The organism is Shewanella sp. 5S214, from assembly GCF_041439795.1.
In the GTDB taxonomy this organism is placed as follows: domain Bacteria; phylum Pseudomonadota; class Gammaproteobacteria; order Enterobacterales; family Shewanellaceae; genus Shewanella; species Shewanella vesiculosa.
Genome location: NZ_JBGOOV010000013.1, coordinates 24,259 through 49,696, shown reverse-complemented (window position 1 = coordinate 49,696; position 25,438 = coordinate 24,259). Strand labels below are relative to the sequence as shown.

16 protein-coding genes are annotated in these 25,438 nt (G+C 42.5%); 10 read left to right on the top strand and 6 right to left on the bottom strand.

Features of this window, described 5'->3' with window-relative positions; genetic code table 11:
• Window positions 1–140 precede the first annotated feature (140 nt).
• The 4 genes from mak to ACED29_RS10600 all read right to left on the bottom strand — a co-directional run bounded on the left by mak (window position 141) and on the right by ACED29_RS10600 (window position 6,231).
• Window positions 141–1,046, bottom strand: a complete 906-nt coding sequence (gene mak / locus ACED29_RS10615; RefSeq protein ID WP_124016231.1) for a fructokinase — start codon at window positions 1,044–1,046, stop codon at window positions 141–143.
• 72 nt (window positions 1,047–1,118) lie between these two features.
• On the bottom strand, window positions 1,119–1,919 hold the full coding sequence (cysQ, locus tag ACED29_RS10610; RefSeq protein ID WP_371697639.1) for a 3'(2'),5'-bisphosphate nucleotidase CysQ: 801 nt from the start codon (window positions 1,917–1,919) through the stop codon (window positions 1,119–1,121).
• Window positions 1,920–2,291: 372 nt separating this feature from the next.
• Complete coding sequence (locus tag ACED29_RS10605; RefSeq protein ID WP_371697638.1) at window positions 2,292–4,913, bottom strand: exo 1,3/1,4-beta-D-glucan glucohydrolase; 2,622 nt, start codon at window positions 4,911–4,913, stop codon at window positions 2,292–2,294.
• A gap of 10 nt (window positions 4,914–4,923) precedes the next feature.
• Complete coding sequence (locus ACED29_RS10600) at window positions 4,924–6,231, bottom strand: sugar MFS transporter (protein ID WP_371697637.1); 1,308 nt, start codon at window positions 6,229–6,231, stop codon at window positions 4,924–4,926.
• Between the two features lie 383 nt (window positions 6,232–6,614).
• On the opposite strand from ACED29_RS10600, the gene ACED29_RS10595 reads away from it, so the two are divergent.
• The 10 genes from ACED29_RS10595 to ACED29_RS10550 all read left to right on the top strand — a co-directional run bounded on the left by ACED29_RS10595 (window position 6,615) and on the right by ACED29_RS10550 (window position 23,102).
• Window positions 6,615–7,946, top strand: a complete 1,332-nt coding sequence (locus ACED29_RS10595) for a GH1 family beta-glucosidase (protein ID WP_371697636.1) — start codon at window positions 6,615–6,617, stop codon at window positions 7,944–7,946.
• Window positions 7,947–8,040: 94 nt separating this feature from the next.
• A complete protein-coding gene (locus ACED29_RS10590; RefSeq protein WP_371697635.1) occupies window positions 8,041–9,369 on the top strand; it encodes a glycoside-pentoside-hexuronide (GPH):cation symporter in 1,329 nt (442 codons plus the stop codon).
• Between the two features lie 55 nt (window positions 9,370–9,424).
• Complete coding sequence (locus ACED29_RS10585; protein WP_124016237.1) at window positions 9,425–10,429, top strand: LacI family DNA-binding transcriptional regulator; 1,005 nt, start codon at window positions 9,425–9,427, stop codon at window positions 10,427–10,429.
• 925 nt (window positions 10,430–11,354) lie between these two features.
• Window positions 11,355–14,294: a TonB-dependent receptor gene (locus ACED29_RS10580; RefSeq protein ID WP_371697634.1), complete on the top strand. Its 2,940-nt coding sequence runs from the start codon at window positions 11,355–11,357 to the stop codon at window positions 14,292–14,294.
• A gap of 365 nt (window positions 14,295–14,659) precedes the next feature.
• A complete protein-coding gene (locus ACED29_RS10575; RefSeq protein ID WP_371697633.1) occupies window positions 14,660–16,255 on the top strand; it encodes a tryptophan halogenase family protein in 1,596 nt (531 codons plus the stop codon).
• Between the two features lie 121 nt (window positions 16,256–16,376).
• On the top strand, window positions 16,377–17,099 hold the full coding sequence (locus ACED29_RS10570) for a SapC family protein (protein WP_182741016.1): 723 nt from the start codon (window positions 16,377–16,379) through the stop codon (window positions 17,097–17,099).
• A gap of 6 nt (window positions 17,100–17,105) precedes the next feature.
• Complete coding sequence (locus ACED29_RS10565; protein WP_371697632.1) at window positions 17,106–18,164, top strand: cupin-like domain-containing protein; 1,059 nt, start codon at window positions 17,106–17,108, stop codon at window positions 18,162–18,164.
• 37 nt (window positions 18,165–18,201) lie between these two features.
• Window positions 18,202–19,695, top strand: a complete 1,494-nt coding sequence (locus ACED29_RS10560; RefSeq protein ID WP_371697631.1) for a tryptophan halogenase family protein — start codon at window positions 18,202–18,204, stop codon at window positions 19,693–19,695.
• A gap of 5 nt (window positions 19,696–19,700) precedes the next feature.
• Window positions 19,701–20,426, top strand: coding sequence for a DUF6445 family protein (locus ACED29_RS10555; RefSeq protein WP_371697630.1), 726 nt, complete (start codon window positions 19,701–19,703; stop codon window positions 20,424–20,426).
• 15 nt (window positions 20,427–20,441) lie between these two features.
• On the top strand, window positions 20,442–23,102 hold the full coding sequence (locus tag ACED29_RS10550; RefSeq protein ID WP_371697629.1) for a glycoside hydrolase family 3 C-terminal domain-containing protein: 2,661 nt from the start codon (window positions 20,442–20,444) through the stop codon (window positions 23,100–23,102).
• A 92-nt stretch (window positions 23,103–23,194) separates the two neighbouring features.
• Here ACED29_RS10550 and ACED29_RS10545 read toward each other — a convergent pair whose 3' ends face one another.
• The gene (locus ACED29_RS10545; protein ID WP_371697628.1) at window positions 23,195–24,826 is read right to left on the bottom strand and encodes a methyl-accepting chemotaxis protein; all 1,632 of its coding nucleotides are present in this window, start codon (window positions 24,824–24,826) and stop codon (window positions 23,195–23,197) included.
• Window positions 24,827–24,922: 96 nt separating this feature from the next.
• The gene (locus ACED29_RS10540) at window positions 24,923–25,408 is read right to left on the bottom strand and encodes a DTW domain-containing protein (protein ID WP_124016245.1); all 486 of its coding nucleotides are present in this window, start codon (window positions 25,406–25,408) and stop codon (window positions 24,923–24,925) included.
• Window positions 25,409–25,438: the final 30 nt, after the last annotated feature.

Below are 25,438 nucleotides of genomic sequence, written 5' to 3'. Positions count from 1 at the left end.
CAAAAACGGCACTATTTAAGTGCCGTTTGATGAATTAACCATATTGCCAGATGAGCGCTCAGCCAAGTGAATCGAAATGACCTTTGGCTTCATTCTCACAAATTTCTATCCTGAACAAGGCTCTACTATACAAGTTAAGCCTACTTTTCGTCTTTGCCCCAAAGCCAAGCAGCACCGCGAACGCCAGAAGATGCACCAAACTTATTTTTAACCACTTGAGTGCCGCATTCGCGACCAACTACGTATTTGGGTAACACTTTTGGTAATTCAGTGTAGATAGCATCAATATTTGATACACCGCCACCTAATACAATCATGTCTGGATCCATCATATTGATCACGTGCGCAAGTGAGCGCGCTAATCGATCGATATAACGCTCAAATGCTGCGGTCGCCAACGGATCTCCTTGTTGCATCATCTCAGAAATTTGGATACCACTGATTGCATCGCCGCCTGCTTCACGAAAATCACGCACAAAGCCAGTACCCGATATAAAGGTCTCGATACAGTCACGATTACCACAAAAACAACTAGTTGAATTAAACTCATCAGCCGTCATCCACGGAAGAGGATTATGGCCCCATTCACCGCCAATACCATTACCACCGCCATGAACACGACCATTAATAGCGATACCAGCACCACAACCTGTACCAATGATACCGCCAAAAACAACACCTTTTCCGGCAGCGGCACCGTCGACGGCTTCAGATACAGCAAAACAATTGGCATCATTGGCTACACGCACTTCACGGTGCAACACTTCGCTTAAATCTTTATCAAGCGGATGGCCGTTAATCCAGGTTGAATTAGAGTTTTTAACCAAGCCAGTAAACGGTGACACCACACCAGGAATACCAACACCCACAGACCCCGTTTGGCCTGTTGCGGTTTCAGCATCGGCGACTAAGCCCACAATCGCCGCTAATGTCGCTGGATAGTCTCTTGGAGTAGGAATGCGCTTTCTAAATATCTCAGCGCCATCATCGGCCAACGCCACTAATTCTATTTTGGTACCACCGAGATCGACGCCCATACGCATCATAACTTATTACTCCATTTACTTATTATTAATTAGATTCAATGTTCGATTAACGCAAATTGCTCTAAAACACAATTATTTACGTTCAAACCACGCCAAGGACGCGGCAATAAAATACGGATTTAAAATATTTTCTTTCTGGTTATATTGCAGCGCTGTGAGTGCTGGATACTCAACCACTTTACCACCAGCACTTTCCAATACAGCCTGCGCTGCTGCAGTATCCCATTCACTGGTGAGGCCTAATCTTGGGTACACATCGGCTTGACCTTCGGCCACCATACAAAACTTTAATGAGCTACCAACGCTAAGCATTTGATGTTCGCCAATGGTCTGTAAATAGGCGGCAACATCAGGACTAATATGAGAACGACTGCCAACGACAACTGGAGGTGTCTGTAATGGCCGCTGACGAATATCTAATATTGATGTCGCTCCGTTGTGATCTAGCCATGCACCTTGGCCAACAATACCGCTATAACATTTGTCTAATACGGGCGCATACACCACGCCTGCGATAGCTTGTCCTTGATGGATCAGGGCAATATTAACCGTAAATTCACCATTACGTTTAATAAATTCTTTAGTACCATCGAGTGGATCGATCAACCAATAGGTTTGCCAAGTCTGGCGTTCAGCCCAACTAATATCAGCGTCTTCTTCGCTCATGACAGCAATATCAGCAAAATGCTGCTTAAGCCCAGCGATAATCACATTGTGACTGGCAATATCAGCTGCAGTAACTGGACTATCATCTTGTTTCACTTCAATCTGTAAATCAGTTTGCGCATAAACTTGCATAATTGCTTCGCCGGCTTGCTTGGCGAGGAGCACTATCTGTTGTAAGTCTGCTTTAGAAAATACAATATTAGACAAATCAATTCCTTATCAAATTCATATCGCTTTAGCGATCAGTACACTATCGATACGTTATTATGCCATTGTTAACATCATAGATTGATAACTTTTTGATTGCACTTGATTCAAAATCGACTCAAAAAACTGACCGAAAAAAACCACCGCGGGGACACAAGATAGCTGCAATACCTCAAAGGCTGCTCGATACTAAGCTAAGCGCCGCTTTGCTCAAAGCAAACAGTGCGTTTTTGCATTCGTATTCAGCAGTCTATGAGACCGCTCAAATCTGACGTGATTGCAGTCAAACGGCCGACGATTATCGACTGACGCCCTGAAGATAATCAAACTAAATCCAGCTCGACCTAAATGAGGTCGAGCTGGATTAGGGTTCTAGTGACATTGGATAGTATTGTCGTTTGCAGTCGCTTTAATGACGACATCACTAAAACTAATCTCGACTTTAGCGTCAGTACTAAGATAAAACGGCATGGCAATTTTACCAAAGTCCATCGGTTCTCCAGCAAAACAAGCCAGGGAAATGCTTACGTTTTGCCATTCAGCTAATTTAGTATTAACCAGCTTGGCGATATCCACTTGTTGGCGACAATCACCTTGACATGCGAGACCTAGCCACAGAGGTTTTGACACTGATTGTTCAACTTTGATACTAAGAGACAATGCTGAATCACTATTACTGTAAGCTCTTAAGTCACGTGGAAAACTACTTATTAAGCCGACGATACCTTGCTCGGTGCCATTAAACGACACCAAGCGGGCATCTTCTTGCACGGCGCGATCCATGGTGCGGATATTAAGCGCACTGTTGCTCGCCACGCTGCTGGTTAAGGCTTGCTGTTCATTATCAGTGGCAATGTACATTGACCAAGGAGATTTCACTGCACGTTCAAATAGGGCTAAGTCTTCGAGTGTTTGACTGGCGGCTAAATTATCTTCTGATAACGCATCTAAGCTTATCGCATCGGTTGCAACAGACTGATAGGTTAATCCATATCCGTAAGGGATCAGTGGTTGATAGTCAGCTTGTGCTTGCACACGTTTATCTTGCACTAATGGCACATTGACCTGAGTTTGTTGTGGTGTAGCTGGCCATGAGAATGACAATTTACCCACAAAATCATATGCAACCGTTCCATCTGGCTTAGTAAATAATACATCTGCAATGCCCTGGCCTTCTGTGCCAGGAAGCCAAGCTGCAACAAACGCATCTGACTGGTTAAATTCAGCATTAACCCACATAGGGCGGCCGCTGATAAATACTGATACAACTGGGATACCTTGCGCTTTAAGTTTTTTCAATAATGCTAAATCACGCTTATCGCCACGCTGATATTCAAGATTATCAATATCACCATTGCCCTCGGCATAAGGTTCTTCGCCAAACACAACAATAGCAACATCAGGTAGTTGTTCAGGGTTAAAGTCACCGTTTACGCTTAAGGTTGTCTTGCCGCCACCTTGGGTGACGACCTGCTCGATACCTGAGTAAATGGAGGTTGCACCAGGAAAGTCGCTATTTTTATTGTCAGTACCTTGCCAAGTAATTGACCAACCACCTGATTGTTTACCAATATTATCTGCTGCATCGCCGGCAACAAGCACCTTCATATTAGGCTTAAGCGGCAATATAGATTGATTATTTTTAAGCAACACTAATGACTCACGCACCGCTTCGCGAGCAACCTCGCGATGACTCGCTTGACCGATTAACTCAGTTTTACCTGATAACGGACGATTGGCTGGGCTAGGTTTATCAAACAAGCCGGCACGAAATTTCACTCGTAAAATACGGCTAACCGCATCGTCTATACGCGCTTGGCTGATCTCACCACTTTTAACTTGGGCAATAGTATTTTCATACAATGGTTTCCATGCATCAGTCGGTACCATAAAAATATCTAATCCAGCATTAACTGACTTGGCACAAGACTCATTAGTACAACCAGCGACTTGTCCGTGACCATTCCAATCGCCGACCACAAAGCCATCAAAGCCTAATCTATCTTTAAGTACATCGGTTAATAGGTATTGATTGCCATGATTTTTTTCCCCATGCCAACTATTAAATGAGGCCATAACACTTTGTGCCCCAGCATTAAGTCCGCCGACATAGCCTTGGGCATGAATGTCATATAAATCTTGTTCGCTAGCAAGGTTTTCGCCCTGATCGATTCCGTTTTCAGTTCCACCATCACCGATAAAGTGTTTTACCGTTGAAATAACATGTTGGTCTGATAAAAAGTCACCACTGACAGAACCTTGCAAGCCTTCAACAATGGCATAAGCATACTCTTTTACTATGCGTGGATCTTCAGAATACCCTTCATAGGTTCTGCCCCAACGGTCATCTCGCACCACGGCAACGGTAGGAGCAAATACCCAATCAATCCCAGTCACCATGACTTCTTGAGCCGTAATGGCGGCTATTTTTTCAATCAATTTTGGGTTGTTGGCAGCGCCTAAACCAATGTTATGCGGAAATAAGGTTGCGCCAATAACATTGTTATGACCGTGTACCGCATCTGTGCCCCACATGGTAGGAATATTAATCCCATCGATACTGTCATCGACAGATGCTTGATAAAATGATTCCGCTAAGGCAACCCAATCTGCAGGCGTGGCATGCTTGTCGTTGTTAGGATAAGCACCACCGCCATTGAGATAAGAACCAAAACCGTATTTACGCATATCTTCAACCGTAATATCGCGAATTTCTGGCTGGATCATTTGGGCAATTTTTTGCTCTAGCGTCATCTTGGCAACTAATGCATCTATCTTGGCCTCTAATGCTTCATCTTTAGCGATAGCTGGGGGTAATGCAGGCCATATTGTTGATGCCGTTTGCTCCGAAGTTACAGCGGCTTCTGTTGTTTGCTGCTGAGTGCTTTGATTATCACCACACCCACTAACCCCAAGAAAAAGCCCCAAAGTGATTACAGTGGTTTTCATCGGCATTTTTAATTTCGTTGTACGCTGTATTTGAGTCAGTTTCATTGTATTTCCCTTACGCATTGTCTGTTGATACTGGACGTTTTGCATTGCAGCCAATTAACCCGTAGTACCCGATAAAACAGTAACATAGCAAGGGGACAATAAAGGCTAATTGAATCCCCAGGATGTCAGCTAACATGCCCTGAAATAAGGGCAAAATCGCACCGCCAACAATGGCTAAACACAAAATACCTGAGCCTTGGCTAGTGTGTTGTTTTAAATCTTGTAGTGCCAAACTGAAAATCGTTGGGAACATAATTGAGTTACACAGACCGACCAACAACAAGGCCCACATGGCTACCGTGCCAACACTCATCATGGCTGCAGCCACTAAAATACACGCGCACAGTGCGTTAAATGCTAACACCTTACCTGCATTAATTTTCTGCATCACAGCGGCGCCAATAAAACGGCCGACCATAGCGCCACCAAAGTAATAAGCAATATAATGGGCTGCCTGCGATTCAGACACACCACCAATATGATCTTGAGTTAAAAAGCTAATCAGAAAACTGCCAATACCAACCTCTGCACCGACGTATACAAAAATCCCTACCGCGCCCATCACCAAATGCGGATACTGCCAAGCACTTCCCGTTGCAGAGGTGGTCGATGCCGCATCTTTTTTGCCCAATAGCGGTAGTTTTAGCATCATAAAAATCAATGCCAATGCAAACAATGACAAGGCTAAAATTAAGTAAGGGGTTTGAACGGCACTGGCTTGTTGCTCTACTGATAATCGGCCAATAACTTCACCTACCTCAGTGATGCTCTCATCATGCTCAACCGTTGATAAAATTAACCAACTGCCAAAAAATGGCGCAACTGTTGTACCTAATGAATTAAATGCTTGGGTTAAGGTTAAACGAGACGATGCCGTTTCTGCAGGGCCTAAAACACTGACATAAGGGTTGGCAGATACTTGTAAAATAGTAATGCCTGATGCCAATACAAAAAAGGCAAACAAAAACATATTATAAGAAGCATAACTTGCTGACGGATAAAATAATAAACATCCAATACAGGCAATAACCAGTCCGGTAATAATGCCTTTTTGATAACCAATTTTACCGACTAGCGCACCGGCAGGGATCGACACAACAAAATACGCACCAAAAAAGCAAAATTGCACCAGCATCGCTTGAGTGTAATTAAGGTCGAACATGTTTTTTAGATAAGGGATTAAAATATCATTTAAACAGGTTAAAAAACCCCACATAAAAAATAATGATGTTAACGCCACTAACGCAAAGCGAAAGTTTCCTTGCTGATGAGTTGAATTAACCGGAGTCGATTCGAGTTGAAGCTGCGAAGTCGTCATGACATTCCCTTATTGTTGTTAATAGTTATCTTGGGTTGCAGTACATAACGCCAGTGAACTGGATGCTCTTTGTCATTACCTAAGAGTTAACTCCCCGTAAACGCTAGGCATTTTCCATATCGCTATTCCCACACTTGTGCAAGCAGATGAGGATTCAATATTTAACCAAATCAATTATTGACCTTTGGATAATTAATCACTAATCTCAATGTAAGCGCTTTCATTTTTAACATATCGATAACTGATGTCAACGGTTTTTAAACGCGAGAGCATAATATTTACGGTTAGGACAATGCGACACTAGGCCTTTTATCAGTGTGTTTTAAGCTAATAAGTTAGTAATAAAAAAAGACAAAATTAATCAATACTAAGTGAATTAAAATATGAAAATTATGTTACCAGCCGATTCAAAAATGCATTCAAAAGCGTTCACCTTTGGTGTGGCGACAGCTTCATTTCAAATTGAAGGTGCTGTGGCAACTCGCCTGCCCTGTATTTGGGACACATTTTGTGCGACGCCTGGCAAAATTCGTGATGGGTCTGATGGCTCGCAAGCATGCGAACACGTTAAGTTATGGCGTGAAGATGTCGATCTAATAGAATCGCTAGGTGTCGACGCCTACCGTTTATCGATCTCATGGCCTCGCGTTATGCACAAAGATGGCAGCCTGAATCCACAAGGTGTGCAGTTTTATACCGACTTACTCGATGAACTAAACCGTCGTGGCATTAAAACCTTTGTGACCTTGTACCATTGGGATTTACCACAACATATTGAAGATAATGGTGGTTGGTTAAATCGCGAAACAGCCTATTTATTTGCTGACTATGCCGACAAAATAACCCATGCATTAGGTGACAGAGTTTACTCATATGCCACATTCAACGAACCTTTTTGCAGTTCATACTTAGGTTATGAAATTGGCATTCATGCTCCTGGATTAGCGAAAAAAGCTTATGGCCGTCAATCTGCACACCACTTATTATTGGCTCATGGTTTAGCCATGAAAGTGCTGCAAAAAAACAGCCCTAACAGCCAAAATGGTATCGTGCTTAACTTTACGCCTTGCTATAGCGCCACAGATTCTGCCGCGGATGTTGACGCTGCAAGTAAAGCCGACCAATATTTCAATCAGTGGTACATCAAACCCTTGTTTGACCGCAGCTACCCAGACATTATCAATGACTTTGCCGCAGAAGATGTGCCGGTTATTGAAGCAGGCGACTTTGATATTATTGCTCAACCTATCGACTTTCTAGGCATCAACTTTTATACCCGTGCAGTCTATAAAGCCGACCCAGTTAATGGCTTTAGCCAAGTAGACATGGTCGGCAAACCTAAAACAGACATGGGATGGGAAATTTATCCACAAGCCTTTAGTGATTTATTAACCTCTTTAGATGCACTTTATCCTTTACCACCGATCTACATTACCGAAAACGGTGCGGCAATGGATGATAAATTGTTAAACGGTAAAGTGGATGACCAAAACAGACTCGAATACTATAACGCTCACTTAAATGCGGTAAATAATGCCATTGAACAAGGTGTTAATGTTGTGGGTTATTTTGCTTGGAGTTTGATGGATAACTTTGAGTGGGCAGAAGGTTATTTAAAACGCTTCGGTATTGTCTATGTTGATTATGCAACCCAAGAGCGTACCTTAAAAGCCAGTGCGTACGTGTATAGAGACTTTATTAACGCAAGAACATAATATGTTAACCAGAATAAAGCCGTTATATAAACGGCTTTATTCTATTCAAATAGTTGCATCATTTTAAGCAATAACAACAATAATTGAGGCATGTATGATTAGCACTAGAGAAAAAATAGCTTACGGACTTGGGGACACCGCCAGTAATATTGTGTTTCAAACCGTGATGCTATTTCTAACTTTTTTCTATACCGACATTTTCGGTATTTCGCCTGCATTTGTGGGCACAATGTTTTTAGCTGTTCGCTTAATTGATGCGATAACCGACCCACTAATGGGCGCGCTAGCAGACAGAACCAACACTCGTTGGGGTAAGTTTAGACCTTATCTATTATGGTTTGCCCTTCCCTTTGGCTTTATTAGCGTATTAGCCTTTACTACGCCGGATTTGTCTGAAGACGGTAAAATGATTTATGCCTTCGTCACCTATACCGCATTGATGATGGTGTATACCGCGATTAATATTCCTTATTGTGCATTAGGCGGGGTATTAACGGCGGATCCTAAAGAACGCGTGTCAGTGCAATCGTACCGTTTTGTGTTTGCGATGCTGGGCGGATTATTGGTGTCAGGCCTAACCTTACCTTTGGTGGAGTTTTTAGGTAAAGGCGATCAGGCTAAAGGCTATCAACTGACGATTGCCGCGATGAGCATTTTGGGTGTTGCGATGTTTTTAGCCTGCTTTTGGGGCACCAAAGAGCGTCTACATCCACCTATAGACCAACAAACAAGCTTTAAAAAAGACTTCACCGACATGTTAAAAAATGATCAGTGGCGAGTATTGGCCATTGCAGCAGTCTGTCTATTATCAGGCATGGTATTGCGCACCAGCTTAGCGATTTACTATGTGAAATATTTCTTAAACATGCCTGATTCTATTACCCTTTTCATCACTCTTGGCATGGTTGGTAATATATTCGGTTGTATTTTAGCTCAACCTTTAGCAAAACGTTTTTGTAAAGTAAAAGCCTATATTACCTTGCAACTGCTGGCGGCGGCCATGTGTGTCGTAAGCTACTTTGTGCCAAGCGATCAAGTGATACTGGCCTTTGGGATGTTTGTCATATGGGGCTTTACTTTCAATATGGCTACACCACTGCTTTGGGCAAAAATGGCTGATGTGGTCGACTATGGTCAACATAAAAACGGTGTACGCATTACCGGAATGATTTACTCATCGGTCATATTCTTTATCAAACTTGGGGTTGCTATTGGTGGTGCGGCAGCTGGTTGGTTACTGGCAGGTTATGGTTATCAACCAGATATCATCCAAACTGAACAGACTCAACAAGGAATATTACTTTCATTCACTGTATACCCTGCTATCGGTTCATTGGTAGTGGCCTTTGTTATGCGTTGGTACACCTTGGACAATGAAAAAGTGGACCAAATACACTTAGAATTAAATAGAGAAGTAAAATAAAAGCATGATAGTCTTGGAGTCATGTGCTCCAAGACGGCTTTTAAAAACTAATTATATGGCAACAATTTACGATGTATCCGTAATGGCTGGTGTGTCTCTAGCGACCGTGTCTAGAGTGATGAATAACAACACCAAAGTCAGCGATAAAACCAAACAAAAGGTTCTCGATGCGATGGCCTCTTTAGGCTATCGCCCTAATACTATTGCCCAATCATTAGCCTCAAATTGCTCCAACAGTGTTGGGGTTTTAGTGTCTCAGCTTGACGGTCCTTTTTATGGTCCCATGATGACAGAAATCGAAACCGCCCTTCGAACAGCTAACAAGCACGTGATTATTGCTGCTGGTCATAGCGATGAGAAGCAAGAAAAAGAAGGGGTTGAGTTTTTGATGAGTCGCGGTTGTGATGCTCTTATTTTGGACATTGAGGCGGTATCAGACGATTACTTGATTGAATTGAGTAAAGGCCCAACACCAGTGGTATTTATTAACCGCTATATCGACGCCATTAAAGAACGCTGTGTTTATCTTGAAAATGAACAAGGTGGTTTCATGGCTACCGAGCACATATTATCACTTGGTCATAAAGACATCGCTTACATTTCAGGGCCACTGTTTAAGCTCGACGTACGAGATCGTCTAAAAGGACATAAACGAGCATTGCAACAATACAATATCGATTTTGATGACACCCTTTGCATTGAAAGTGACTTTAAAGAAGCTGGCGGTTGTGAAGCGATGGAGCATTTACTGTCGATGAATAAAACCATCACTGCAGTCGTGTGTGCGAATGATCAAATGGCCTCTGGGGCAATTGCGGTGTGTTTAGAACACGGAATCCGCGTACCCGATGATATTTCATTTATTGGTTACGATAATATTCCATTTCCACAGTACATCTCACCGAAATTATCAACCGTTAACAACCCTATTCACGAAATGGGTAAAATGGCAGCCCTCTGGGTATTACAACAAGTTTATAACGATAAAGCCGTCTTAGTTGAAAGCTCGTTTACACCAGAGCTATTTGTGCGTGAATCAGCTAGAGCAATCAATCAGTAAGAGCCAACCGAACCATTTAGCGGTTAACCTATCCTGCTGCAATGTCGATAACAGACATCCAAAAAAGCCAGATGGTAAGTCCCTCTTCCCATAAGCGGCTGCCCCAAGTCAGTAATCGGTCACGAGTGAGTCAACACTACCTTATGCAGAGGTGATAGTATCTCGTAGCGATTAAAAAGTACTGATACTGACTATCTCACGGTGACGTGCCATCAACCATCTGCTCGCAAAAAAATAATGCAATATGCGCTATAGACTAACAACTTAACCACGCATAAACGCACCTTATGAGTAACGAGATAATAAGCATGGCCATAAAATACCGCAATAGTGAGATTTCAATCGACCTATCCAAGCTATCAGCCGAGCAATGATTAATCAGTTTACCTTTGGATAATATTTTGTCTCCAGCCCCGTGGGACATTCACATGCATCTTAATGACTCATACTTTGGTTATCGATAACACTGAAATAAACCCTAACACCATAAGCAACAACCACATCAATTCACTGTCGCAACATGCAACAAAATATTAACTCGCTAGAAAGTTAGTCTAGAATAACCTTACTTGTTCTCAACAACGGATAAAACCCAACCTAAGTGGTAACAATTCAACCAACAAAAGAAAGCGCTTACATTTTTATTTGAAATGTTCATAAAAAATAAAAAGCTTACTAAACAATAACTAATAAAACAAACCTTGAATAGCTTCTTATTATGGTTAATGAAATGTAATATTTAAAACTTGTTTTTGTTGACGGCGGTCACAATTTACACTAGTTTTATGTAAGCGCTTACATTAGCTGTTTTATAACATAACCATTATAAATAATGACTACAGCGTTGATGGAGAATTAAAAAAACGATTTGCGCCTAACCCGCAATATTGAGAGAAGCAAAATCTAGTCAATGGGGATTTCCTAGATGAAAACAACAAAATTTACAAAAACCAAGCTAGCGACCAGTTTATCGCTAGTGCTTGGTGTAAGCAGTATGTTACCTGCCTACGCAGCTGATGAAGCTGGTGATGAGAATATTGAAGTACTACAAGTTACAGGTATTCGTGGCAGTTTAATTAAATCAATGGACGTTAAACGTTCATCAAGTGGTGTCGTCGACTCTATTTCTGCTGAAGACATTGGTAAGTTTCCAGATACAAACCTAGCAGAATCATTACAACGTATTACTGGTGTATCAATTGACCGTTCTAACGGTGAAGGCAGTAAAGTGTCCGTGCGTGGTTTTGGCCCAGACTACAACTTGATCACCCTCAATGGTCGTCAAATGCCAGTAACGACTGGCTCGCGCTCATTTGATTTTGCCAATATCGCATCTGAAAGTATTAGCGGTGTTGAAGTATATAAAACGAGCTCAGCGTCAAACTCCACTGGTGGTATCGGTTCTACTATCAATATTTTGACTCACAAACCATTTAGCTCTCCTGGATTGAAAGCTACATTTGGGGTAAAAGCTGTTGATGATAAATCAACAGATAAAGGCTCAATGACACCAGAATTGTCCGGTTTATATTCAAATACTTTTGCTGACGACAAATTTGGTATTTCGCTATCGGCCAGTTATCAAGAACGCGAAAGCGGTAACCAACAAGCGCAAGTTGGTACAGGCTGGCGTAGTTTTGCTGGTACAGATGACAACAATAGTCAATGGGGCGGTGTCGCTAAAGACGACACTCAAGTAAACCGTCCTGGTGATGATGATATTTACTCAGTGCCGCAGACAACCGTTTATCGTTTTGAAGAGCAACAACGTACTCGTACCAATGGCCAGTTAGTTTTACAGTACAGCCCAGTAGATAGCATAGTCACCAGCCTAGACTATACCTACATGCGTAACGATATCGACACTCAATCTCATGATGTATCAGCTTGGTTTAACTTTGTACCATCTGAAAACGTGTGGAGTGACGGCCCAGTCGCATCACCGCTCATTTATTCTGAAACTTACGGCTCACCTGTAGACTTGTCGATGGCAGCTGGCGATTTTGGTGTTCGTAACGAGAGTGGCTCATTAGGCTTTAACATTGAATGGCAAGCGACAGATAATTTAAAACTGACTTTCGATGCACATAACTCAACGGCCGAATTTAAACCCAATAACATTTATGGTTCTAGCAACAATTTAAGTACCGCTGCATTTATACGTACCAGCGCGGCTACTGACTTTAGCGGTGATTTACCAGTGCTTGCGGTTGGTGGTGGTAATGCTGTGACTCCTGCAGACATGTTACTTACTGGCTCCAACTTCTCTAATGCACGCAACAAATCTGAAATTGATCAGTATCAGTTTGATGGCGAGTACTTGTTTGAAGACGCAGGTAGTATCGACTTTGGTGTTGAGCTTACTAAGGTCAACAATCACTCTCAGCAAGTTGACGTACAACGTAACGATTGGGGTGGTGTAGGTTCTGCTGGTGATTTCGACGAATCATGGTTCCCAGCCGATACGATTACTGACAAATTTGATGCCAATGGTGGTGACTTCTCACTCGCTGATGGCAACTTTGACATTTTAAATACCATCTTCATGTGGGACTTTGCTGCTGTTCGTGACTTCTCAGCAGCTAATTACACCTCTTCTGTTAGTGGTGATTGTGGTAATGGTTTCTGTCCTTCTACTAATTATGCGGCTCAAACAGACCGTTATACTGAAGAAGAGTCACAAGCTGTTTACGTCCAGTACAACTACGACAACGAAATTGCCGGCATGCCATATGATGTTCACTTTGGTTTGCGTTATGAAAAAACTGACGTGACATCAACAGCTGCAGTTGCGGGCTATGATGGTGCACTTTGGATTGCAGAAACTGAAATAGCACTTGCTGCCACAGGTGAACAAGTATTTGAAACTAAATCGGGTGATTACGACTACTTACTTCCTAGTTTCAACTTCAATATTGAAGTGGTTGAAGATGTGATCTTACGTGCAGCTTATAGCGAAACCATTGGGCGCCCTAACTACACAGATATCCAAGGCGGTACGGTATTAGCAACTCTCGCAAACCGAACTAATGGTGGTGGATCTGCAGGTAACCCGACACTATTACCATTAGAATCGGAAAATATCGACTTCTCGGCAGAGTGGTATTACGCACCGTCAAGCTATGTGTCTGTAGGTTATTTCCGCAAGGATACTGCAAACTTCATTAGCAATGGTATTGTTAAAACGACTAACGGTATTTATAACCCAGCATCTGGCGATTTATATAAAGCTGCAGTGGCAGTAAAGGGTACAACCGAAGCTGGGGCTGTTCGTGATTATATTTTCGCAAACTATGCTGACAATGCTGCGGTAGATGTTGCTAAACAAACTATCGCCGGTAGTGCTGCAAATAATGATGAGCTATTGACCTTCAATATCGATACCCCGTCAAACAGCCCACGTAAGTCGGTGATCGATGGCTGGGAATTTGCTGCGCAACATTTCTTCGGTGAAACGGGTTTTGGTGTCATAGCCAATTATACCTTGGTTAATAGTGATGAAGCCTACAACAACTACTCATTAGCAGACCAATCAGCACTTATCGGCATTAGTGATACCGCTAACGCAGTCTTAGTTTATGAAAACTATGGTTTCCAAGCTCGTGTTGCTTATAACTGGCGTGATGAGTTCTTAAACTCACGTGGTCAGGATACTGGGCCAAACCCTAAGTATACTGAAGCCTACTCACAAATCGATTTGTCTGTTAGTTATGATATCGAATCAGTTGAAGGCTTAACCGTGTTTTTCGAAGGACTTAACATTACAGAAGAGTACGTCCGTGTTCACGGCCGTGCTGAAGAGCAAGTGTTAAACCTGACTGAAACCGGCGCACGTTATAGCTTAGGTGCTCGTTATACCTTCTAAGTGAATAACGTTAGCAATATTGAGCTAAGCACCACTTAGCTCAATGATTTAACCTTATACTATGGTGCCTAACACGCTCAGTGTTAGGTGTTATCCATATAAGTTTCCCTTTTAGGTCGTTGAGGTGCACGTAATTTGTCACCTCTTTTTATTGCAACATATTGAGTAACAAGGACGTTACTATTTTTATGCTGCTTATAAGAACTAAAAACATTGCTAAGAGAAGATGAATAACCAATACGTATTAAGTGGTTACATTTTTCTAAATTCTACTTATGATGAGACTTCAACATAATAAAATCTTCAATAAAAATATTGATAACAACTTAATAATAACAATAGTGCCAAAGGCGTAGGTAGAGATAATGCATAAACCAATCACCCAAATAGTCATTGTTGGTGGCGGTACAGCCGGTTGGATAACCGCTGGATTACTGGCTGCAGAGCATAATGTCGACAAAGGTGTCCTGGCCCACTCTCCTAAGCTCAACATTACCCTTATTGAATCACCAGATGTTGCCACCATTGGCGTAGGAGAAGGCACTTGGCCTTCGATGCGTTCAACTTTAAGCAAAATCGGCATTGATGAAAACCAGTTTATTCGCTGCTGTGACGCAAGCTTTAAGCAAGGTTCAAGATTTATTGATTGGCGCAATGACCCAAGCAAAGATGCCGACAGCAAAGCGCCGACTCAGTCAAACAGCTATTTACACCCTTTTAGCCTACCTCACGGTCACCAAGAACTCGACTTATGCCCATTTTGGTTGCCCCATGCAGATCAAGTCAGCTTTGCTGAGGCGGTCAGTAGTCAAGCAGTGTTGACTCAACTTGGATTAGCGCCCAAAACCATTGCATCAGCGCAATATCATTTTCAAAATAATTACGGCTACCACCTTAATGCTGGCAAATTTAGCCAGATGTTAAGCGAACATTGCACCCAAAAGCTTGGCGTTACTCATATTCGTGATCATGTCAGTCATATTATTAATCATGATAATGGTGATATAGCCAAAGTGATCACTGCAGCACATGGTGAAATCCACGGACAATTATTTATCGACTGTACTGGCACTAAATCACTGTTATTAGGTGAGCATTTACAAGTACCATTTTTATCTCAAAAGTCAGTGTTATTTAATGATAGCGCCCTTGCTGTACAGGTACCTTATGAACAAGCAGACAGCCCTATCGCATCTTGTACTCATTCAACGGCTCAGCAAAATGGCTGGATTTGGGACATAGGCTTGCCGACTCGCAAGGGCGTGGGGTATGTGTATTCATCAAGCCATACTAATGATGCTGACGCCGAGCAAAGCCTATTAACTTATTTAGGGCTTGATAGCGCCACGGCCAACAAACTAACGCCACGAAAATTATCGTTCAATCCAGGCTATAGAGCCAAATGCTGGCAAAATAACTGTATTGCCATTGGCATGGCTGCAGGATTTATCGAACCGCTAGAAGCCTCAGCATTAGCGTTAATTGAATGGACAGCAGCTACCCTAGCCCAACAACTCCCCTCCAATCGCCAAGTGATGGATACGATTGCGGCAAGGGTTAACCAGCGCTATCAACTGCACTGGCAACAAATTATCGACTTTTTAAAGCTGCACTATGTAATAAGTCAACGTGAAGTTGACAGCTATTGGCGCGATCATCGCGATAAGCAATCAATACCCGATAGTCTGCAAGCGCAACTTGAATTATGGCGCTATCAAGTGCCAAACCAACACGATATTAGCTATAAAGAAGCCTTATTTCCGGCTGCCAGTTTTCAATATGTGCTCTATGGCATGGGTTTTAATACTCAATTACCCAGCCATGTAAAACCATCAATGCAACAACAGGCACAGCAACTGTTTAATGATAATCAGCAGCGCACTCAAGTATTAAGTAAAAGCTTACTGAGCAATCGCGATTTGCTAGCCAAAGTCGTGCAGTATGGATTTGCTAAGCTGTAATCTAGATTAACTCAGATGGGTTGCTAGGATGGCAGACAGCTAATATCAAACGACTAACTAAGATCACCTACAATAATCATAACTACATAACGTATTTGAACGAACAAGATAGGACATCAAAATGAGCCAACATGTATTACTAAATAGCATCGATCATAAAGACCTCAAGGTTATCACTACCCGTTCTAGTGCGTTAGGCGATAACCTTTGGTTCGGCTTAACCTTTCCGCAAGAATTTCGTAGCATTCAAGCTCATTACCCTATTTTCTTTCATAAAGACGCTACCACTGGCCAGTTTTATGCGGTGGCATTATTTGGTTTTAAGCAAAATGAGAATCTGTTTTTATCTGACGCTGGTTGGAATGCATCTTATATTCCTCTGAGTGTGCGTCGCCAGCCGTTTTTGATAGGACAACAAACCGTTCAAGAAGATGGCATTGAGCGTCAGCAACGGGTTATTCACATCGATTTAGACCACCCAAGAGTAAGCCATAATGACGGTGAAGCGCTGTTTTTTCCTTATGGTGGTAACACGCCTTTATTAGATGAAGTCGGTGAAATGCTTGAAGCGATTCATCATGGGCTCAGTGACAGTAATCGTTTTATCGACGTATTAATTGAGCATGAGTTACTGGAATCGTTTACCTTAGACCTCGAACTAGACAATGGCCAAAAACATCAAATGATTGGTTTTTATACCATTAATGAAAACACCCTAGCCGCGTTACCTGCAGAAGTGCTAGGCACTTTGCATCAGCAAGGTTATTTACAAGCCATTTATATGGCTCTGGCATCGCAAAGCAAAGTTCGCGAGCTACTTAACCTTAAAAATGCTCAAGGTTAATCGATAATGGTGAGCCACAATACAAATCCAAACCTATCAGAGCCGATACAAGCTCACTCGACACAAGCTGTCGACAGCGTAAGCGGTTGGACCTTAGAGCAAGTGCTCGCTCATATTGAGCATGCAGATAAGCCTATGGTATTTAAAGGCCTATGCCATCACTGGCCTTTAGTCCAAGCGGGTCTTGAGTCAGCAGACAAGGCAATGGATTATCTGTGTCAATTTTATCAAGGCTCGGCGGTGACCGCATATTATCTACCCCACGAGCAACATGGACGGGTATTTTACAATCAAGAGGTTAATGGCTTTAATTACCAAGCAGGTCGCCTGGATTTCAACCAATTATTAAGCCGCTTAAAACAAGAAAATGCCAGCCAAGCACCTGCGGGGATCTACATGGGCTCAACAGACATACACCAATGTCTGCCGGGGCTGGATGAACAAAACAGTTTAGATTTATCGCCAACGCAACCATTGACGAGTATTTGGCTTGGTAACCAAACCAAGGTAGCAGCGCATTTTGATTTTCCACTCAACCTCGCGTGTAACGCTGTGGGGAAACGCACTTTCACCTTATTTCCGCCTGAGCAAATCAGCAATTTATATGTCGGCCCAATGGAATTCGCTCCAGGTGGACAAGACATCAGCATGGTCGATTTTGCAGAACCGGACTTCGAGCGTTTTCCTAAGTTTAAGCAAGCACTTGCGGCATCATTGACCGCACAACTGAATCCGGGTGATGTGTTGTTTATTCCCAGCATGTGGTGGCATCACGTGCGCGGAGTTGACGACTTTAACGTACTCATCACCCATTGGTGGCGCGACACACCAGGCTATTTAGGCAGACCCAACAATGCCCTGCTTCACAGCATGCTAAGCCTTCGATCATTACCTAAAGCACAACGCCAAGCGTGGAAAGCGCTTTTTGAACATTACATTTTTAACCACGACGATATTGATGACAGCCATATACCAGATCAAGCTAAAGGCATGTTAACTAAGCCATTAGATGAACTCAATGCCCGTAAGTTACGCGCAGATTTAATCAACAAATTAAAACGATAATGCTGCGAACAGCAAGACATCAAACAGGACGCTCAAGATGAATAAAACAGTCAAAAAAGTAGTGATTGCCGGTGGTGGTACCGCTGGCTGGATGGCCGCTGCCGCCTTCAGCAAACTATTGGGCAAAAATCTTGATATTGTCTTAGTCGAATCAGATGAAATCGGCACTATTGGTGTCGGTGAAGCTACCATCCCTACCCTGCATATCTTTCATCGTTTACTGGGGTTAAAAGAGCAAGATGTGATGGCTGCTACCAATGCCACCTTTAAACTCGGCATCCAATTTGAAAACTGGCATGATGTTAATAAAGACTATTTGCATTCATTTGGCTTTTTAGGCAAAGACTGCTGGGCCTGTGGTTTTCAGCACTTTTGGCTTAAAGGCCAACAAAAAAACATGGTCAGCGAAATTGGTGATTACTGCACCGAACATTTAGCCGCTCGCCAAGGCCGTTTTGCTGTGCTGCCAAATCAAGATTACAACCATGCTTACCACATGGACTCCAGTCTTTACGCCAAGTTTCTGCGAAAATTTGCTGAGCAACATGGAATGAGGCGCATTGAAGGCAAGATAGCCGATGTTTTGCAACATGAAGACACGGGCAATATTCGCGCATTACAACTTGAAAATGGTGAGTTCATCGAAGGTGATTTATTTATCGATTGTACTGGTTTTAAAGCCTTACTCATTGAGCAAACCTTAAACTCTGGTTTTGAAGACTGGAGTCATTGGTTACCGTGCGACAGTGCTATTGCCGTACAAACCGAAGCAGTGCAAAACCCCATACCTTACACACGTTCAATTGCCCGTGAATCTGGCTGGCAATGGCGCATTCCGTTGCAAACTCGTACTGGTAATGGCTTAGTATTTTGCAGCAAGTACCTCTCTGATGCCGATGCCACCGAACTGTTACTCAACAATATTGAAGGCCAACCAATCAATAAGCCTAGAGTCATTAAGTTCAAAACCGGTACGCGTCGTCAACATTGGAATAAAAACTGTATTGCCATTGGCTTATCGGCGGGATTTTTAGAGCCGTTAGAGTCAACCAGCATTCATATGATCCAACGAAGCATTGTCCGCTTGCTGCAATTGTTCCCATCTCAAGGGATAATTCAAGCCGACATTGATGAATTTAATCAACAAACCAAGATTGAATTAGACAACATTCGCGACTTTATTATTTTGCATTACAAAGTCACTGACCGTGAAGACAGCCGCTTTTGGCGTTATTGCAAAAACATGCCGATCCCAACGTCATTACAACATCGTATCGACATGTTTAGCCAATCAGGCAAAGTCTACAAATACGGCAGTGAGCTGTTTGGTGAGAGCTCATGGATCCAAGTTATGATGGGCCAAGGTCTACAACCTAGAGAGTACCATCCAATTGTCGACATGATGGACGATGCTGAATTACAGAGCTTTTTAAACAGTATTAAAGCCACCGTAAAACGCAAAGTTGATACCTTGCCTGTACACCATGATTTTGTGCAGCATTATTGTAAATCAACGGCGATGCAGGGCTAATCCTGATGTCTGTATCAGCAACAACCAAGCCCATTATCAAGGTCAATCATATTGCACCGCAGGTGCAATTGATTGGCCAACAACAAACACCTGTGATTGTGATTGATAATTTTGCTGAAGATATCGCTCAGTTGATCGCTATTGCGGTCAATGACAGCACATTCCGTCAAGATAAAGGCTCATACTACCCAGGATGTCGTACATCATTGCCCAAGCAATATGTTATCGAGGTTCTCAATGCGCTGTACAAACTGATCTACGACGTTTATCGCATTCCAGCATCATTACGATTAAAGCCGCAGCAATATGTCTATTCATTAATCGACAAACAGCCAGAAACCTTGGCTCCACTGCAATGTTTGCCTCACTTCGATGCGACAAACCCGCATTACTTTGCCATTTTGCATTATCTTAACGATGGTCCACATGGCAACACAGGCTTTTTTAGGCATAACCTCACCGATCTGGAGCGGATAACGGCGGAAAATATCGAAGACTATTTTACCAAAGCGCAGCCGTTTCTCGACAGAAAAACCCAAACACCAGCCAGTTACTTTGTTGCCAGCGACGAGCATTACAGCTTGTATCATCAAATTGAATATCGCCCAAATCGCCTAGTGATTTACCCCGGTAACTTATTACATTCAACCATAGTAAACCCACAAACTGACATTGATGCAAATCCTAGTTCAGGTCGGCTCACCACTAATATTTTTATAAATTTTCAATAACATAAGGAACACGTTATGGTTAATCCTCTTGGGATAATAATGCCTATTCGCCATAAAAATAAGCCACAAAACAGTGCGTCTAGCACCACCTTAAGCCCTCTTTATAGCGCCCTGTTGATGTGCAGTTTTGTCACCATCAGTCCAGCAGCGCTTGCCGAACACCCTAATATTACGCCTGAAACACTGCATGCATTAACAGTATTGTCCGATAGCGAGAAGTTGCGTATTGGCGATCGTATCAGCCAAGTCGAAGACGAGGTTAACCGCTTATTACCGCAGCTTACATTGGCTGAAAAAGTGTCATTAGTACATGCTGCGGGCAAGTTTCACATCCCAGCCATTGAACGTTTAGGAATACATGAAATGTGGATGTCTGACGGCCCACACGGCGTGCGTTATGAAATTGACCGAAATTCATGGGCACCTGCTGGCTGGACTAACGATTATTCCACTTATTTACCCCCATTAACCGCAGTAGCCGCCAGCTGGGACCCAAACATGGCCAGCCTGCACGGCAATATTTTAGGTGCAGAGGCGCGTCATCGTAATAAAGACCTTATTCTCGGTCCTGGTGTTAACCTAGCAAGATTGCCATTGTATGGGCGTAACTTTGAATACATGGGAGAAGACCCATTTTTAGTTGCCAGTCTAGTGGTACCTGAAGTGCTTGCGATTCAAGCTAATGATGTCGGTGCAACCGTAAAACATTATGCGTTAAATACTCAAGAGCTCAACCGCACTGGAGTGAATGCCAAACCTGATGAACGCACACTTCGTGAAGTGTATTTACCTGCATTTGAAGCGGCAGTAAAACAAGCCAATGTCCATTCTATTATGGGCTCATATAACGAGTTTCGCGGCACGAATGCCAACCAAAGCGCACATTTAGTTAATACAATATTAAAAGGCGAATGGGGTTTTCAAGGGGTGTTATTAACTGACTGGAATGTCGACATAAACACTTATGATGCTGCAATGAACGGTCTTGATATTGAGATGGGCACCGATGTCGCTGATTTTGACGACTACTTTTTTGCCAAGCCATTACTGGAAATGATTAATGCAGGCAAAATCCCAGTAGCGGTGTTAGATGACAAAGTTCGTCGTATTTTACGATTAGAACTCAGTATCGGCATGATGGATAAGCAGCGCCTATCGGGCGAGCGTAATACTCAGGCACATCGTGATGATGCTCGCACTATTGCAGCCAATGGTATAGTGCTACTCAAAAATGACAGCAATATCCTGCCATTGAACGCCAACAAACTTAAACGAGTATTAGTCTTAGGCCCCAATGCCGACAAGCGTCATGGCTTTGGTGGAGGTTCATCCGAGGTTAAAACCTTATATGAAATTAGCCCGCTAGAGGGATTAAAAGCCAAACTAGGTAACAAGGTTGATATTACCCTAATGCGAGCTGCCAGCAGCAAGTTTATGCCTATTCCTAATGACTATCTCACTACTCGTCATTGGACTGGCACCCCGTCTTGGCAAATTAACTATTATAGTGATAAAGCAATGACCAAGCTTGCCAGTGAATCTTGGATTGCCGATCCGCAGTTTGATGCAAAAGGCCAACGTCAATTTGTGGAGATAAAAGCCAACCTTAAACCAATCGAAAGCGGCAGCCATAGCTTTAATATCAAAGCAGACGGAAACATTGCTCTATTTATCAATGATAAACCTTTATTAACCTCAACCACGGCACAGTCAGATAGCATCATCACTAAAGCAATAAAGTTAACAGCAGGCGAAACCTATGCAGTTAGCTTACGCTATCAGGGCGACCAACAAGCCACCTTGGGCTGGGAAACACCCAACAGCTTGTACAATAGCGAAAAAGAATATTTAGCCGCGGCGAAGAAGGCTGATGCAGTATTTTATTTTGCAGGCTTAAGCCATGCCGATGACCGAGAATCAATTGATCGTCCAGACATGATCTTACCCGGTCAGCAAGATGAGGTTATTGCCAAGCTGCTGAAAGCGAATCCCAACACAATCGTGTTTATGATTGGCGGTTCGGCGGTTGAAATGCCATGGGCCGATAGCGCAAGTACGCTTGTGTGGGGCTGGTATGGTGGTATGGAAGCAGGCAACGCCTATGCCGACATGTTATTTGGGGATACTAATCCTAGCGGTAAAATGCCGATAACCTTGCCTAAAAAACTCATCGATACCGCACCTATTGCGTTAAATGATTACAATGCAACTGAGTCATTATATTCCGAAGGTGTGTTTATTGGTTATCGCTGGTTTGAGCAACAAAAAATTAAGCCTTTGTTTGCTTTTGGTCATGGTTTGTCTTACAGCAAATTTAGTTACCAAAACATTAGCCTATCAAGTGCGAGTATTGCAGGCGACGACACCATCACAGTCAAAGTCGATATTACTAACACCAGTAAAGTCGATGGTGCAGAAGTGGCTCAACTGTATTTACACGATGTCAAAGCCAGCGTCCCACGCCCCATTAAAGAGCTAAAAGGTTTTGATAAACTGTGGTTAAAAGCTGGCGAAACTAAAACAGCTAGCTTTACCTTAACTCAACGTGATTTATCATTTTGGGACGTTAACACCAATGATTGGCTAGCAGAATTTGGCACATTTGAAGTGATGATTGGCGCATCGGTTGCAGACATACGCTTACGTAAAACCTTTGAGTATCAGCAAGTAAAATAAATCATTATGTTCAAAAGATCTAACGAAAAATGGCTTAATGTAATCAACATTAAGCCATTTTTATAACGTTACATTCTCAATTCAATCTCGTGTTAAACAACCTTAAATCGAGCCACTTCTGAGCGTAATGATTGACACACTGAAGCTGTTTTTAGCGCAATTTGTTGGTTTTCAGCAATCACATCATTGCAATGACGGGTTTTATCAGATAACTCAGTTAGATTACGATTAATCTCCTCGGTTACATGGGTTTGTTGTTCAGTGGCCGCGGCGGTATGTGTCGACATATCGGTCACTTTGGCTGTGGCTTGCAAAATTAAATCAAGGGAAATTCGTGTTTGTGAAGATAACTCGACCGTAGTCGCGGTTAAACTCGCACCCGCTTCAATGGTATGAACGGCATCGTTAACACCACGTTGCAGCTGCTCAATCATATTCTGAATATCTTGAATTGACCGTTCTGTTCGGCTGGCCAAGGTTCGTACCTCATCAGCAACCACCGCAAATCCACGGCCTTGCTCACCAGCGCGAGCCGCTTCAATTGCCGCATTTAACGCCAGCAAGTTAGTTTGCTCTGCAATACCGCGGATCACATCAAGAACCGACGCAATTTGTGACGAATTAGTCGACAAGGCTTGAATAACCACCACAGCATTTTGAACAGACGTCGACAGTTGTTGAATATTATCGATAGACAACGACAGAATGCGTTTACCTTCAACCGTCTGATCATTCACATTATTAATTTCAGATGCGGTATCCAATGCATTTTTAGCCACTTCACGAACCGCTGAGCTCATTTGATTGACGGCGGTAACAATACTATCCACTGAATAATGCTGTTCTTGGCTAATTTGGCTGGCAGTTGCAGCATTGCCCGCTAGCTGTCCAATACTGGTATTAACCTCATTAGACTGTTTATCGATAGCGATAATCATTTGCTGTAAATGATCAATAAAATGATTAAATGTTGTGGCCAGCTCGCCAATTTCATCATGTTGCCTAATGATTAATCGACGGGTTAAATCACCATCACCTCGACTAATATCAGTGATACGATCGTTCACATCATTAATTCTATCCACCACCACTTTAGGGCCGTAATAAGCCAAGAAGATAGTCAAAATAATCAGAATGCCAGACACTGTAAATAATATTGTTAGCTGATTTTTTGCTGTTTGAGTATTATTTTGGTCGATTAATTTAACTTGCTCATCGGCACGCTCGCCGGCCGTATTATAAATATCACGCAATCTTGAAAACTCAGATAAAGACACGTCCTTATAACGTTGTTTTGCAGTGGAATAGTCTCCCGCTTTAACTGCACTGATTACCGACGACGAGGCCGTAAACCATTTGTCATATTGAGTATCAAAGCCGTTGAGCCCACTTACCACATCTGGGTAAAGTGTTAACAGACGGCTAAATTCGGCAACTCGCTGCTTAGCTTGATCGGCATTCTCTTGCCAATTACTGATTTGATCATCTCTTTGCTGCGCACTTAGTTCACTACTAATCAAAAGAACTTCACTTAAATGAGCTTGATATAAATCGCGATCACCATTGATAATGCTTGAAATAGCAGGATTAAATTGACGACTGAGCTCATGGATCTGCTCTAGTTGATTTTGACTCTGAGTGGCATTAGTAATGGCCATAATGGCTAAAGCTACTGCAAATATAATGAATATCAATGAGAATTTAGCGCGAATAGTGCTAAACATAGCAACCTCCGATGAATGTTGTAATTTAGGTATTTTTATTATTTGTGATTAAACAACAAATTTATCAATCTATAATGGCTAACGCTTATTCCCCATTCAAACACCGGCCTTAGTGTCAATAAATGTCATCAATAACTCACTTAACTGCTGTGCTTCGATTATGTTTTCCGACTCGGTCAATAAATGTATAACACATTCTGCCGTACATAATCCTCCTTCTATTTGGTTTCGCCTCAGTGGGTATATCGACTTGGGCGAATTAATTAATAACACTTTAGGTAGTGCTTTGAGATATGGACTTTGATTAAACATCTTGCGAGCTTCTTGCCAAGTTGCATCGATAAGCACTAAATATAATAGTCTTTGAGATATCTCGCATACTTTTTGCGAAATATTTTTATCATCACTGGGGAAAACCAACCCCACCTTACCAGCTGCAATCAAACGTAATAATTCAGCATCAGGCTGTTTACGGTGCCACTCAACCACACGAGCGCGCTCGCCTAACACCTGAGACACTAACTTGCCCGTATTATTGGCTCGCAACATTTCGCGAGGATGAGTTAACAAAATAATATTCACAACAATACTCAACTGAACAAATGATTAATT